Origin of the sequence: Hydrogenophaga sp. (assembly GCF_036675665.1) — a bacterium.
Taxonomy (GTDB): domain Bacteria; phylum Pseudomonadota; class Gammaproteobacteria; order Burkholderiales; family Burkholderiaceae_C; genus Hydrogenophaga.
This window is the reverse complement of the sequence record NZ_JAKFEO010000036.1, coordinates 93,787-107,132: the sequence shown is the minus strand read 5'-3', so window position 1 is coordinate 107,132 and position 13,346 is coordinate 93,787. Positions and strand designations below refer to the sequence as shown.

The 13,346-nt window shown below is 66.2% G+C and carries 13 protein-coding genes and 1 tRNA gene; 7 read left to right on the top strand and 7 right to left on the bottom strand.

Translation table 11 applies throughout. The features are described 5' to 3' along the window. The first annotated feature begins 12 nt into the window (after window positions 1-12). The 3 genes from upp to V6M63_RS14205 all read left to right on the top strand — a co-directional run bounded on the left by upp (window position 13) and on the right by V6M63_RS14205 (window position 3,756). Window positions 13-645: a uracil phosphoribosyltransferase gene (gene upp, locus V6M63_RS14215; RefSeq protein ID WP_056272841.1), complete on the top strand. Its 633-nt coding sequence runs from the start codon at window positions 13-15 to the stop codon at window positions 643-645. 148 nt (window positions 646-793) lie between these two features. After that, window positions 794-3,349, top strand: a complete 2,556-nt coding sequence (locus V6M63_RS14210; RefSeq protein WP_332742828.1) for an ABC transporter permease — start codon at window positions 794-796, stop codon at window positions 3,347-3,349. Further along, on the top strand, window positions 3,346-3,756 hold the full coding sequence (locus V6M63_RS14205; RefSeq protein WP_332742826.1) for a group II truncated hemoglobin: 411 nt from the start codon (window positions 3,346-3,348) through the stop codon (window positions 3,754-3,756). Before V6M63_RS14210 ends, V6M63_RS14205 begins: the two co-directional genes overlap by 4 nt. Before the next feature lie 66 nt (window positions 3,757-3,822). Here V6M63_RS14205 and V6M63_RS14200 read toward each other — a convergent pair whose 3' ends face one another. Together V6M63_RS14200 and radC are read right to left on the bottom strand one after the other, a co-directional pair. Then, on the bottom strand, window positions 3,823-4,458 hold the full coding sequence (locus tag V6M63_RS14200) for a Smr/MutS family protein (RefSeq protein ID WP_332742824.1): 636 nt from the start codon (window positions 4,456-4,458) through the stop codon (window positions 3,823-3,825). A 62-nt stretch (window positions 4,459-4,520) separates the two neighbouring features. Beyond that, entirely contained in the window at window positions 4,521-5,213 is a 693-nt protein-coding gene (gene radC, locus V6M63_RS14195) for a RadC family protein (RefSeq protein ID WP_332742823.1), read from the bottom strand. A 113-nt stretch (window positions 5,214-5,326) separates the two neighbouring features. Between radC and V6M63_RS14190 the strand changes: the two genes are divergently transcribed. From V6M63_RS14190 to serS, 3 genes are read left to right on the top strand one after another with little or no spacing between them, the layout of a single operon-like run. Further along, window positions 5,327-5,773: an FKBP-type peptidyl-prolyl cis-trans isomerase gene (locus tag V6M63_RS14190; RefSeq protein WP_442909591.1), complete on the top strand. Its 447-nt coding sequence runs from the start codon at window positions 5,327-5,329 to the stop codon at window positions 5,771-5,773. After that, a complete protein-coding gene (gene ispH / locus V6M63_RS14185) occupies window positions 5,773-6,744 on the top strand; it encodes a 4-hydroxy-3-methylbut-2-enyl diphosphate reductase (protein ID WP_332742819.1) in 972 nt (323 codons plus the stop codon). Before V6M63_RS14190 ends, ispH begins: the two co-directional genes overlap by 1 nt. Window positions 6,745-6,791: 47 nt before the next feature. After that, window positions 6,792-8,105 carry a serine--tRNA ligase gene (gene serS / locus V6M63_RS14180; protein WP_332742817.1) on the top strand — a complete coding sequence of 438 codons (1,314 nt, stop codon included), beginning with the start codon at window positions 6,792-6,794 and terminating at the stop codon, window positions 8,103-8,105. 66 nt (window positions 8,106-8,171) lie between these two features. Here serS and V6M63_RS14175 read toward each other — a convergent pair. After that, window positions 8,172-8,259 (bottom strand) — tRNA-Ser (locus V6M63_RS14175). Between the two features lie 117 nt (window positions 8,260-8,376). Between V6M63_RS14175 and V6M63_RS14170 the strand changes: the two genes are divergently transcribed. After that, window positions 8,377-9,807, top strand: a complete 1,431-nt coding sequence (locus V6M63_RS14170; protein WP_332742815.1) for a sensor histidine kinase — start codon at window positions 8,377-8,379, stop codon at window positions 9,805-9,807. A gap of 30 nt (window positions 9,808-9,837) precedes the next feature. Here V6M63_RS14170 and V6M63_RS14165 read toward each other — a convergent pair whose 3' ends face one another. From V6M63_RS14165 to V6M63_RS14150, 4 genes are all read right to left on the bottom strand, one after another. Then, window positions 9,838-10,431 (bottom strand): LuxR C-terminal-related transcriptional regulator, encoded by a 594-nt coding sequence (locus V6M63_RS14165; RefSeq protein WP_082585758.1) that lies wholly within the window; start codon window positions 10,429-10,431, stop codon window positions 9,838-9,840. A 247-nt stretch (window positions 10,432-10,678) separates the two neighbouring features. Further along, entirely contained in the window at window positions 10,679-11,971 is a 1,293-nt protein-coding gene (locus tag V6M63_RS14160; protein WP_332742809.1) for a tryptophan--tRNA ligase, read from the bottom strand. A gap of 5 nt (window positions 11,972-11,976) precedes the next feature. Next, window positions 11,977-12,645 carry a site-2 protease family protein gene (locus V6M63_RS14155; protein ID WP_332742807.1) on the bottom strand — a complete coding sequence of 223 codons (669 nt, stop codon included), beginning with the start codon at window positions 12,643-12,645 and terminating at the stop codon, window positions 11,977-11,979. A 63-nt stretch (window positions 12,646-12,708) separates the two neighbouring features. Then, the gene (locus V6M63_RS14150) at window positions 12,709-13,344 is read right to left on the bottom strand and encodes an L-threonylcarbamoyladenylate synthase (protein WP_332742805.1); all 636 of its coding nucleotides are present in this window, start codon (window positions 13,342-13,344) and stop codon (window positions 12,709-12,711) included. Between the last annotated feature and the right edge of the window lie 2 nt (window positions 13,345-13,346).

The following is a 13,346-nucleotide window of genomic DNA, read 5'->3' as shown; positions in this document are numbered from 1 at the left end:
GAGAAATTCCCCATGAGCCGAGACGTCCACGTCATTGACCACCCCCTGGTGCAGCACAAGCTCACCCTGATGCGCCGCAAGGACACCAGCACCAAGAGCTTTCGCGAGCTGGTGCACGAACTCAGCGCGCTGCTGGCCTACGAAATCACCCGCGACATGCCGATGCAGGAGATCGAGATCGAGACCCCGCTGGAGAAGATGACCTCGCGCGTGATCGACGGCAAGAAGGTGGTGCTGGCTTCCATCCTGCGTGCGGGCAACGGTTTTCTCGACGGCATGCTGCAGGTGATCCCCGGCGCGCGCGTGGGCCACATCGGTCTGTACCGCGACCCGGCCACGCTCAAGGCGGTGGAGTACTACTTCAAGATGCCGCAGGACATGCACGAGCGCGACGTGATCGTGCTCGACCCCATGCTCGCCACCGGCAACTCGGCCGTGGCGGCTGTTGATCGCCTGAAGAAGACCGGCCCACGCTCGATCCGTTTTGTGTGCCTGGTCACTTGCCCCGAAGGCATCAAGACCTTCCACGATGCGCACCCCGATGTGCCGATCTACACGCCGGCGGTGGACCGTGGTCTGAACGAACACGGTTACATCGTGCCGGGTTTGGGCGACGCAGGCGACCGCATCTTCGGCACGAAATAGGATCACCCCCGCGCCGCGCTTGCAGCGCGTCACCCCCTCAATGGGGCAACGCCTGCGGCCTGGCGGAGCCAGTTCAGCGGCGTTCTGAACCAATGCACTCCGCGCCGGTCCGACGTGTGGCTATTGTTGATGCGATAAGGTCCTGCGAATGCGTACACCTCCCACCTCCCTGCCCATCCGCTTCTGGACCCTGGGCTGGTCTTCCCTGACCCGCGACTGGCGCGCCGGTGAGTTGCGGCTGTTGATGCTGGCCGTCACGCTCGCGGTCGCTGCCTTGTCGGCGGTGGGCTTCTTTGCCGACCGCTTGCAAGGCGGCCTGTCGCGCGATGCACGTGCGCTCATCGGGGGCGACGTGGTGATCAGCAGCGACAACACGCCACCACCGGCCTTCGAACAGCAGGCGCGCGAACTGGGCCTGACCGTGGCGCAGACGCTGGGGTTTCCCACCATGGGCCGCGCCCGAGACGAAGAGGGTGGTGCCGCCCGGCTGGTGGCCTTGAAGGCCGTGGGCGAGGGCTACCCGCTGCGTGGCAGCCTGCGCGTGGCCGAGACACCCACCGCCGCCGATGCGCCCACGCGCGAGATTCCCGCCCCCGGCACCGCCTGGGTCGACGCCGCGCTGCTGGTGTCCTTGAACCTGCGGATGGGCCAGCCGCTCTTGCTGGGCGACTCGGCGCTCACCATCGCCCGCATCATCGTGGTGGAACCCGACCGGGGTGCTGGCTTCATGAGCTTTGCGCCGCGCGTGATGATCAACAACGCCGATCTGCCCGCCACCGGCCTGGTGCAGCCCGCCAGCCGGCTCACCTACCGTCTGGCCGTGGTGGGCGACGAAGCCCGCGTGGCCCGTTTCAACCGGTGGGCTCAGGCCGAGATCGCCCAGTCCGGCCTGCGCGGCATCCGGCTGGAGTCGCTCGAGGGTGGACGCCCCGAGATGCAGCAGACGCTGGAGCGCGCCGAAAAATTCCTCAACCTCGTGGCGCTGCTCGCCGCGTTGCTGTGCGCCGTGGCGGTGGCCATTGCCGCGCGCGGCTTTGCCCAGCGGCACCTGGACGACTGCGCCATGCTGCGCGTGCTCGGCCTTTCGCAGGGCACCATGGCGCGCGCTTACACGCTCGAATTCGCGCTCGTCGGCCTGTTTGCCAGCGCGCTCGGTGTGGCCATCGGTTATGCGGTGCACCACGTGTTCGTGGTGCTGCTCGCGGGCCTGGTCGAGGCCAGCCTGCCGCCGCCCGGCATCGCGCCCGTGCTGCTCGGCCTGGGCATGGGCCTCACGCTCATGATGGCTTTTGGCCTGCCTCCGGTGCTGCAGCTGGCCAAGGTGCCGCCGCTGCGCGTGATCCGCCGCGACGTGGGCCAGCTCAAGCCCGCCACGCTGGCCGTGCTGGCCCTCGGCATGGCCGGTTTTGCCGCATTGCTGCTGGCCGCCAGCCGCGATCTGGTGCTGGGCAGCATCGCGGTGGGCGGCTTCGCGGCCGCCGTGCTGCTGTTCGCCGCCGCCAGCTTTGCTGCCGTGCGCCTGCTGCGTGCCAGCGTCAACGAAGCCACCGCACCTCGCGCGCTGGTGATGGCCACGCGCCAGCTCTCGGCCCGCCCGGTCTACGCGGTGGTGCAGATCAGCGCGCTCTCGGTCGGGTTGCTCGCGCTGGTGCTGCTGGTGCTGCTGCGCACCGACCTCATTGCCAGCTGGCGCAACGCCACCCCGCCGGACGCACCCAACCGCTTCGTCATCAACGTGCAGCCCGAGCAGGGCACGGAGTTCCAGCAGGCGCTGCGCACCGCCGGGGTGGAGCGTTTCGACTGGTATCCCATGATCCGGGGCCGCCTGGTCAGCATCAACGGCGCAGCGGTCAGACCCGAGGACTACACCGACGACAGGGCTGCCCGTCTGGTCGACCGCGAGTTCAATCTCTCCAACACCGCCACCCTGCCCGACAACAACCCGGTGGTGCAAGGGCGCTGGACCAACGACGAAGCCGACGCCCTGAGCGTGGAAGAGGGGCTGGCTGAAACGCTGGGCCTCAAGCTCGGCGACCGACTGGGTTTCGACATCGCCGGCCAGGTGACTGAAGGCCGCATCACCAGCCTGCGCAAGGTGGACTGGGGCTCCATGCGGGTCAACTTCTTCGTGGTGTTTCCGGTGGCCGATGTGCCCGACGTGCCGGTGAGTTTCATCAGCGCCTTTCGCGCGCCCGATGGTGCGAGTGCCGCCGGCGCGAGCTTCGACAACACGCTGGTGCGCCAGTTTCCCAACATCACCAACGTCGACATGAGCCAGACCATCGCGCAGGTGCAGCGCGTGCTCGGCCAGGTCATCAGCGCGGTGGAATTCCTGTTCGCCTTCACGCTGGCCGCCGGCCTGGTGGTGCTGCTGGCCGCCATCACCGCCACGCGCGGCGAACGCGAGCGCGAATTCGCCATCCTGCGCGCGGTGGGCGCAGGCTCGCGCCTGCTGCGCCAGGTGCAGCGCATCGAGTTGCTGGGCGTGGGCCTGCTGGCCGGCTTCCTGGCTTCCACGGTGGCCGTGGTGGTGGGCTGGGCGCTTGCTCGCTACGTGTTCCAGTTTTCCTGGACCGCTTCGCCCTGGGTGCCGCTGGGCGGCGCGCTGGCCGGCGCCGTGCTGGCACTGTTGGCGGGCTGGTGGGGACTGCGCAGCGTGCTGCGCACCCCGGTGGTGGAAACCTTGCGCAGGGCCGCCGAATGAACACGCCCCTGCAAGAGCCCACGCCCTTCGCAACTCCCTTCGAATGGATCGGCGGCGAAGACAAGGTGCGCGCCCTGGTCGACCGCTTCTACGATCTCATGGACATCGAGCCCGGCTACCGGGAACTGCGCGCTGCCCATGGCAGCACGCTGGCCGATGCGCGGCAAAAACTCTTCTGGTTCCTCTGCGGCTGGCTCGGCGGCCCGCAGCACTACACCGAACAGTTCGGCCACCCGCGCCTGCGCATGCGCCACATGCCGTTTTCCATCGGCATCATCGAACGTGACCAATGGCTGGCCTGCATGGACCAGGCGATGGTCGAGACGGGCGTGGACGCGGTGCTGCGCGAGCGATTGAAGACCAGCTTCTTTCAGACTGCGGACTGGATGCGGAATTCGCCAGGGTGAGAGCCGGTGCTTTCAATCAACCAACGGGCTGCGACATGCAAACGGCCATGCCTGTGCGAGCTGCCTTCATCCCGATCGCAGCAACACCACCAGCGCCCCAGCCCCACCCTCGGCCGGCCGCGCCTGCACAAACGCCATCACCTCGTTCTTCTGCACCAGCCAGCGCAGCACGCGGTTCTTGAGCACCGGCATGCGCCCGGGTGAGCCCAGGCCCTTGCCGTGCACCACGCGCACGCAGCGCAGGCCGTGCTGGTGGGCCTCGCGGATGAAGCGGCCCAGGGCTTCGCGGGCTTCGTCGGTGCGCAGGCCGTGCAGGTCGATCTGGCGCTGGATGCTCCAGCTGCCTTCGCGCAGCTTGCGCATCACGTCCGGCCCGAGGCCCGGGCGGTGGAAGCTCAGCATCTCGTCGGTGTGCAGCAGGGTCTCGATGTCGAACTCGTCGGACAGTGCCTCGCGCATCACCGAGGCCTCGTCAAGCTGTCGTTGCACGGGGAGCGGCTCCACCGGCACCCGGCGCGGCTCGATGCGGCCCGGGTTGGCGATGGATTGCACCGGCCCCACGGCGTGGGCAAACAGGCGTTGCTCGCGTTCGCGCCGCCGCTCGGCCTGGCGCGCGGCTTCGCGTTGCAAGGCATCGGCCGCCGCACGCTCGGCCATGGCGCGCTTGAGCGCCTTCAGGTCGGCCAGCGTGTTGACTTTCATGGCGTCGATTGTGACGGAGCGGTCTCGCTCGCCGCTGCGGGCACGAGATCAACCCTGCAGCGTCAGATCAAGCCCATCTCGGCCATGGACGCGGCGTGGTTGCGCGTGACGATGAAGTGGTCCAGCACGCGCACGTCCACCAGCGCCAGCGCCGACTTGAGGGTGGCGGTGAGGGCTTCGTCGGCGCGCGAGGGCAGGGCGGTGCCACTGGGGTGGTTGTGCGCCAGCACCACGGCGGCGGCGTGGTGATGCAGGGCGCGCAGCACCACTTCTCTGGGGTACACGCTGGTCTGGGTGAGGGTGCCGCGAAACAGTTCCTCGAGCGCCACCAGCCGGTTCTGGGAGTCGAGGAACAGCACCGCAAACACCTCGTGCTGGCGGCCACCGAGCTGCAGCTGCAGGTACTCGCGCACCGCCTGGGGGTTCTCCATGAGCGTCTTTTCCTGCAGGCGCTGGGTGAGCGCGCGGCGGGCGAGTTCGAGCACGGCCAGCACTTCGGCGCGTTTGGCCGGGCCCAGGCCCTTGACCTGCCTCAGCGCCTCGGCGCTGGTGTGCAGCAGTCCGGCCATGCCGCCAAAGTGTTCCAGCAGCTCCTGAGCGAGCTGCACCACGTGTTTGCCGCGGATGCCGGTGCGCAGCAGCAGCGCCAGCAGTTCCACGTCGCTGAGCGCGGAAGGTCCGCGTGCCAGCAGCTTTTCGCGCGGTCGCGCGTCGTTTGGCAGGCTCTTGAGCCCGACTGCAAGAAGGCCATCCATCGTTTTCTCTCCCTGTTTCAGTCCGCTTTTTACAATACAGGCTTCACCCCACCGCCAGCGCCCCGGTTTTCAGCCCTTGCGCCACACTCCCGCCCATGCTTTCCCATCCGCCCATGCCCCAAGTCCAAGACGGCTCCTTCCTCACCCTGCACTACCGCATGTCGGGTCCGCAGGGGCAGGTGATCATCGACACCTTCGCCGGCAAACCCGCCACGCTGAGCCTGGGCACCGGCGAGCTCTCGCCCGCCATCGAGCAGCGCCTGATGGGGCTGGAGGAGGGCACCCACACCATCATCGAGCTGGCCGAGGGCGAAGCCTTTGGCGATCGCCAGCCCGAGATGGTGCAGTGGGTGGCTCGCAAGCTGTTGAGCGAGCTGGGAGACCCGCACGAACGGTACGTGGCCGGCGATGTGGTGCAGTTCCCCACGCCCGATGGGCTGGGCACCTATGCGGGCGCGGTGCTGCAGGTGCGCGAAGACGGTGCGGTGCTGTTCGATTTCAACCACCCGCTGGCCGGGCAGCCGGTGAACTTCGAAGTGCAACTGATCGGGGTGCTCTGATGCCGATGTCCCAGGAAATCGTTCTCGCCGAGCCGCGCGGCTTCTGTGCCGGTGTGGACCGCGCCATCGAGATCGTCGAGCGTGCGCTCGCCAAGTTCGGCCGGCCCATCTATGTGCGCCACGAGATCGTGCACAACACCTATGTGGTCAACGACCTCAAGGCCAAGGGTGCGGTCTTCATCGAGGAACTGGCCGACGTGCCGGCCGGCGCCACGCTGGTGTTCTCCGCCCACGGCGTGAGCAAGGCGATCCAGGACGAAGCGAAGCAGCGCGGCTTCCACATCTTTGATGCCACCTGCCCGCTGGTGACCAAAGTGCACGTCGAGGTGGCCAAGCTGCACCGCGAAGGTTTCGAGTTCATCATGATCGGCCACAAAGGACACCCCGAGGTGGAGGGCACGATGGGCCAGTTGGAGAGCGGCATCCATCTGGTGGAAGAGGTCGCCGATGTGTCGCGCGTGTCGCCCACGCAGACGGCCAAGCTTGCCGTGGTGACGCAGACCACGCTGTCGGTGGACGACGCCGCCGAGATTCTCAAGGCCGTGAAGGCGCGCTTTCCCCAGGTGCGCGAACCCAAGCAGCAGGACATCTGCTACGCCACGCAGAACAGGCAGGACGCGGTCAAGCTGCTGAGCCCGCAGGTGGACATCGTGATCGTGGTGGGCAGCCCCACCAGCTCCAACAGCAACCGCCTGCGCGAAGTCGCGCTCAAGCTCGGCACGGTCAGCCACATGGTCGACAGCGCCGATGAGCTGCGCGCCGAGTGGTTCGAAGGCAAGAGTCGCGTGGGTCTCACCGCCGGCGCCTCGGCGCCCGAGATCCTGGTGCGCCAGGTGATCGAGCGCATCAAGGCGCTGGGCGCCATTTCCGTGCGCACCATGGACGGCCTGACCGAGACCATCAAGTTCCCGCTGCCCAAAGGCCTGAAGATGGACGGCGAAGACGCCGCGCCGCTGCAGCACCTGCGCTGAGCCGCCGGGGCACCCAGGTGCCTTCTGCCCAAACCTACAATCGCCGCATGCTAGACATCGTTCAACTGAGAAAAGACCTCCCCGGGGTCGTGGCGCGGCTTGAAACGCGCAAGAGCCCACAGCCGTTTCTGGACGTGGCCGCCTACCAGGCCCTGGAGACGGAGCGCAAGACGCTGCAGACCCGCACCGAAGAGCTGCAAAGCCAGCGCAACACGCTCTCCAAACAGATCGGTCAACTCAAATCCAAAGGGGAAAACGCCGACGCCGTGATGGCGCAGGTGGGCGCACTCAAGACCGAGCTGGATGTGTCTGCCACGCGGCTTGAGGTGATTCAAGCCGAACTGCACAACCTGCTGCAGGCCGTGCCCAATCTGCCGCACGAGAGCGTGCCCGTGGGCAGCGACGAGCACGGCAATGTGGAGCTGCGCCGCTGGGGCACACCGCGTGTGTTCGACTTCCCGGTGCGCGACCATGTGGACGTGGGTGCCCCGCTCGGACTCGATTTCGAAACCGGCACCAAACTCGCCGGCTCGCGCTTCACCTTCATGCGCGGCCCGCTCGCGCGCCTGCACCGTGCGCTCAGCGCGTTCATGCTCGACGTGCAGACCCAGGAGCACGGCTACACCGAGTGCTACACGCCCTACATCGTGAACGCCGACACCCTGCGCGGCACCGGCCAGTTGCCCAAATTCGAAGCCGACCTGTTCGCGGTGAAAAAGGGCGGCCAGGAAGGTGAGCCCGTGCCCGACACGCAGGCGCTCTACCTGATCCCCACCAGCGAAGTGACGCTGACCAACACCGTGCGCGACACCGTGGTGGCCGAAGCCGAGTTGCCGATCAAGCTGACGGCGCACACACCGTGCTTCCGCTCGGAGGCCGGCAGCGCCGGGCGCGACACGCGCGGCATGATCCGCCAGCACCAGTTCGACAAGGTCGAGATGGTGCAGATCGTGCATCCCGACAAAAGCTACGAAGCCCTGGAGGCCATGACCGGCCACGCCGAAGCTGTGTTGCAGAAGCTCGACCTGCCCTACCGCGTGCTCGCGCTGTGCACCGGCGACATGGGCTTTGGCGCCACCCGCACGCACGACCTGGAAGTGTGGGTGCCCGCGCAAGGCACCTACCGCGAGATCAGCTCGGTCTCCAACTGCGAGGCCTTCCAGGCCCGGCGCCTGCAGGCTCGCTTCAAGAATGCGCAGGGCAAGAACGAACTCGTGCACACCCTCAACGGCTCGGGCCTGGCCGTGGGCCGTGCGCTGGTGGCGGTGTTGGAGAACTTCCAGAACGCCGATGGCAGCGTGACGGTGCCCGAGGTGCTGCGGCCGTACATGGGTGGGCTGGAGCGCCTGAATCCGACTTGAAAACGGCTTGAAGCGAAAAGCTTTGCCCAGCAAAAAGCCACCGGGTTCGGTGGCTTTTTTCATGTCTGGCGGAGAGGGTGGGATTCGAACCCACGGTACCTTGCGGTACGCCTGATTTCGAGTCAGGTACATTCGACCACTCTGCCACCTCTCCGGTGTCGGTCTTCATCGCGAACCGGCGAGTATAGCAGGCGCTCAACGCCGAGATGTCGGCATGTCGGGCGCGCGAGGCGGGTGAGACAATGCGCCCACCGCCGCATTCCACCCACCCATGCTTGTCGACACCCAACCCGCGACCTATCAACACGTGCCGGCATCGCCGGAGGTGCGTGACCATTGGGTGAATTCGCAACTCATCGGCGTGTTGATGGACAACATGGGCCCGTCGTTGGTGGCGGCCACGCTTTCGCTGCCGCTGCTGGTTTACATGATGGCGGGGGATGTCAACACGGTCGGCTTGCTGGTCTGGACCGTGCTGATGCTGGCGATGCTGGTCTACCGCTACCGTCTGATCGGTATCTACCGTTTGCGCCACGACAGCCTGGAGGGGCCGCAGCGCATCACCTTCATCACCCGCTACCACTGGAGCTGGGCCGCTGTGGCCCTGCTGTGGGGCGGGCCGGTGCTGCTGAGTTACCAGCAGGCACCGATCGCCACTCAGTTCGTTTGCGCGCTGGTGGTGCTGGGCCAGGGGCTGCTCACGCTCACCTCCTTCAGCGCCTACCTGCCGGTCTACCGCACTTACGCCAATGCACTCATGCTCTCGGTGCTCTTGAGTCTGGTCGTCGTCATGGTGGTGTTGCCCCAACCGGCTGGGGCACTGCAGACCGGACTGGTCCTCATGGCCCTCCTGGTGGCGTTCTGGGGCTTGCTGTTCATGACAGGAACACGCATGCACGAGGTTCACCGTGCCAGTTTTGAGTTGCAGTTTTCCAATCAGGAGCTGATCGACTCGCTCACCTTGCAGACCCGCGCCTCGTTGCGCGCGGTGGCCACCAAAAACCGATTTCTGGCGTCTGCCGCCCACGACCTGCGCCAGCCGGTGCATGCGCTCAGCCTCTACGCCGACTGGCTGGCCACCGAGCCGGAGATGGCGCGTGACATCGCCCCGCGCATCCTGCAGTCCACCCGCGCCATCAACGAGTTGTTTGATTCGTTGTTCGACCTGACGCGCATCGATGCAGGCAACTACAAGGTGCGGTTGCAGCACGTGGATGTGGAGAAGCTGTTCGCCGATCTGTCGCTGCAATTCGAACCGGTGGCGGTGGGCAAGTCGCTGCGTCTGCGTTCCCACACGCGGCCCACCACGCTGTGGTCGGATCCCGTGGTGCTGCGCCGCATTCTGGGCAACCTGGTGTCCAACGCGCTGCGGCACACCCATCAAGGGGGCGTGTTGCTGGCGCTGCGTCAACGCGAGGACATGTTGGTGTTCGAAGTCTGGGACACCGGCGTGGGCATTGCGCGCGAGCACCAGCAGGCGATCTTTCAGGAGTTCTTTCGCGTGTCCCAGCATCAGGGCACCGAGGACAGCCTGGGCCTGGGTTTGACGATCGTGTCCAAGCTGGCGTCGTTGATGGGCTACCAGCTGGCCCTGACGTCGGAGGCCAACCGGGGCAGCGTCTTCAGGGTGATGCTGCCGGCGTTCACCCAACAGGAAGCCACCGGGAGGCCCGAACCCACGGTGGTGCGCAGCGCGGCCTGATCACGGGCCGCTGCGCTGCTGCCCGCGGGATCAGAGGTCCAGCAAACCAGCCGTGCGGGCGAGGTGGCTGGCCTGCGAGCGGCTCTTGACGTTGAGCCGGCGGAACAGTCGCCACAAGTGCACCTTGACGGTGTGTTCACTGATCTGCAGTTGCTCCGCGATATCGCGGTTGCTCAGGCCACGGTCCAGCATGACCAGCAGCTGTTTCTGACGTTTGGAAAGTTTGTCAGGAATGGTGGGGGCGTTTTCGTCTTCCACCTCGTCGGTCAGGAATTCGCGCAGCACCTTGGCGATCTGTGCCGCACCGGCCGACTTCTCCACATAAGCGTCGGCGCCGGCTTCGCGGGCCAGGTCTTCGTAATCGGATGAGGGTGAAGCCGACAGCACGATCAACGATGTGTCGGGCAACATCTGGCGGACTTCGCGCACACCGGACACGCCGTTGGTGTCGGGCAGTTTGAGGTCGAGGCAGACCAGCTCTGGCTCACCATGTTCGGCGATGGCCTTGCTCACGGACGCCAGCCGCTCAAGTTCAATCACCTGGGTCGAGGCCCGAAGGCGGCGAAGCAGCATGACGACGGCTTCGCGCATGAGCGGGTGGTCGTCAATAACAAAAATACTCATATCGGGCTGTGCTGGTAATAAATGGTTTCAACCGAAGAGCATATCGGCAACTTGAACCTTTGGCGATAGCCGCCTCCGGCGAAATCGGTCCTGGGATGGGACTTGTTGCACGATATGCGTCGCGCGGCGTGGGCTTCCATCGAATACCCCACATGGTACGCGCATGGGACGCGGGATGTTACCCAAAAGAAGACACCCTTCTCGGAGGCCTTCTGTGGGGCCGTTGCCGTGTCGGGGTCACGCGGGTTCAGTCGGCCTGCTCGCTGAAGGCCTGCAAGGCAGCCGACACTGCCGCAGGGTCGCCACGGGACGCCAGCTGACCCGACAGGGCTTCCAGCGCCATATTGCCTTCGCGTTGCAGGCGCATCATGGCTTGAGCCGCATCGCGTGGAGCGGTGAAGCCTGTGCTTTGCAGGAGCAGCGCGCCCTGGGCGTCGAGCAGCTTGAAATAGAACAGGCCGTCCGGTTCCCGGTATTGCTTGAAACTGGGGGCCGCACTCTTGCTGCCCTTGCGGACCACGGGAGCCGCCGCCATCTGAAGCGGGCGCAAACCGACGGCGTGGCGCAGTCTTGATGTGAATGGCGTGGCGATGGCGCGTGCTTTTTCAGCGCCTGCTTTCAAGGTCTTTTCAATCCGCTCGGGCTCCTGGATCAATTCGTCGTAGACCAAGCGAAGCGGTGCAATTTCCTGGTCCAGGCGTTCGAACAAGACTTGCTTGGCCTCGCCCCAGGCGATGCCGTCGGCGTAGGCTTTTGCCAGCGCAGCGGTTTCATCGGCCGAGGCGAAGGCCTGGTAGAGCTGGAACAGCGCCGAGCCATCGGTGGACTTGGGCTCGCCCGGTGCGCGCGAGTCGGTCACGATGCCCATGATGAGTTTCTTCAACTGCTCGCGCGGCACGAACAGCGGGATGGTGTTGTCGTAGCTCTTGCTCATCTTGCGACCGTCAAGCCCGGGCAGGGTGGCCACGTGTTCTTCGATGGCGGCCTCGGGCAGCGTGAAGTGTTCGCCGTAGAGGTGGTTGAAGCTGGCCGCGATGTCGCGCGCCATTTCGATGTGCTGGATCTGGTCACGCCCCACCGGCACCTGGTGCGCGTTGAACATGAGGATGTCGGCCGCCATCAGCACCGGGTACATGAAGAGACCGGCGGTCACGCCAGCGTCAGGGTCGGCGTTGGCCGCGGTGTTCTTGTCGACCGACGCCTTGTAGGCGTGCGCGCGATTGAGCACGCCCTTGCCGGTCACGCAGGTCAGGAGCCAGGTGAGTTCGGGAATCTCGGGGATGTCGGACTGGCGGTAGAAGGTGACCTTCTCGGGATCGAGCCCGCAGGCCAGCCAGGTGGCGGCAATTTCCAGCGTGGAGCGCTGCACGCGCGCGGGCTCGCCCACCTTGATGAGCGCGTGGTAGTCGGCCAGGAAGTAGAAGCTCTCCACCTGGTCCAGGCGGCTGGCGCGCACGGTGGGGCGGATGGCACCGACGTAGTTGCCCAGATGGGGTGTGCCCGAGGTGGTGATGCCGGTGAGGACGCGTTGGGTTTTCATGGGCGTTACAGGATCAGCATGCGCAGGGGTGTGAGCAGCACTTCAATGGCGCTGCCGGTGAGCATCATCAACGGTCGCAACCAGAGGTTGCCCACCACACCGCTGATGACCAGGGCCATGACGATGAAAAATCCCCAGGGCTCGACGCGTGAGACCAGTTCGGCCTGGCGCAGGGGCAGCAGGCCCACCAGAATGCGCCCGCCGTCCAGGGGGGGAAGTGGAAAGAGGTTGAAGGCGAACATGACCAGGTTCACCAGCACGCCCGCGCGGCACATCTGCAGGAAGAACTGTTCGTGCACGCCCATCGCGGCCAGCACATAGAGCAGCACGGTCCAGGCGATCGCCTGGAACAGGTTGGCACCGGGCCCCGCAAGGGCGACCCAGACCATGTCGCGCTTGGGGTTGCGCAGGCGCCCGAAGTTGACCGGCACCGGCTTGGCATAACCGAACAGGAAGGCCCCTGCGGTGGCGAAGTACAGGATCAAGGGCATCGCGATGGTGCCCACCGGATCGATGTGCTTGACGGGGTTGAGCGTGATGCGTCCCATGAGTTCGGCGGTGCGGTCGCCGAAGTGCCGGGCCGCGTAACCGTGAGCCGCCTCGTGCAGCGTGATGGCGAACAGCACCGGGATGGCGTAGAGGGCGACGGTTTGAACGATCTGGGCGAAATCCATGGAGGGTGCGCTGTGGGCAAACGGGTATTGTCCCAGACTGGGCGAGAGCCCCGCCGGGGTGGCTCAGAGCCCGAGCGGACCGAGGGCGCCCTGGCCTGCGCGGATCACTTCGGGTTCCCCGCCGCTGCCCATCGGCGTGAGGTCGATCACCGTGGTGGGCTCCAGCGCACAGGCCCCGGCATCGATCACACCGGCCAGCTCATGCTGCAGACGTTCGCGGATCTCCTGGGCGTCGTTCAGCGGATCGGTCTGGCCGGGCAGGATGAGTGTGGTGGAGAGCAAGGGCGCACCATGCAGGCCCAGCAGCTCCAGCAGCGTCCTGTGCTCGGGCACGCGCAGGCCGATGGTCTTGCGCGACGGGTGGCTCAGGCGACGCGGCACTTCCTTGCTGGCCTCCAGGATGAAGGTGTAGGGGCCAGGTGTAGCGAGCTTGAGCAGCCGGTACTGGCGGTTGTCGACCCGCGCGTAGCTGGCGAGTTCGCTCAGGTCGCGGCAGATCAGCGTGAGGTGGTGCTTGTCGTCCACCTGGCGGATGCGGCGCAGGCGGTCGGCGGCGGTCTTGTCGTCGAGGTGGCAGACCAGCGCGTAGCTCGAATCGGTGGGCACGGCCAGCACGCCACCGCGTTCCAGCAACTGCACCGCCTGCTTGAGCAGGCGCGGTTGGGGATTCTCGGGATGGACTTCGAAGAACTGCGACATGG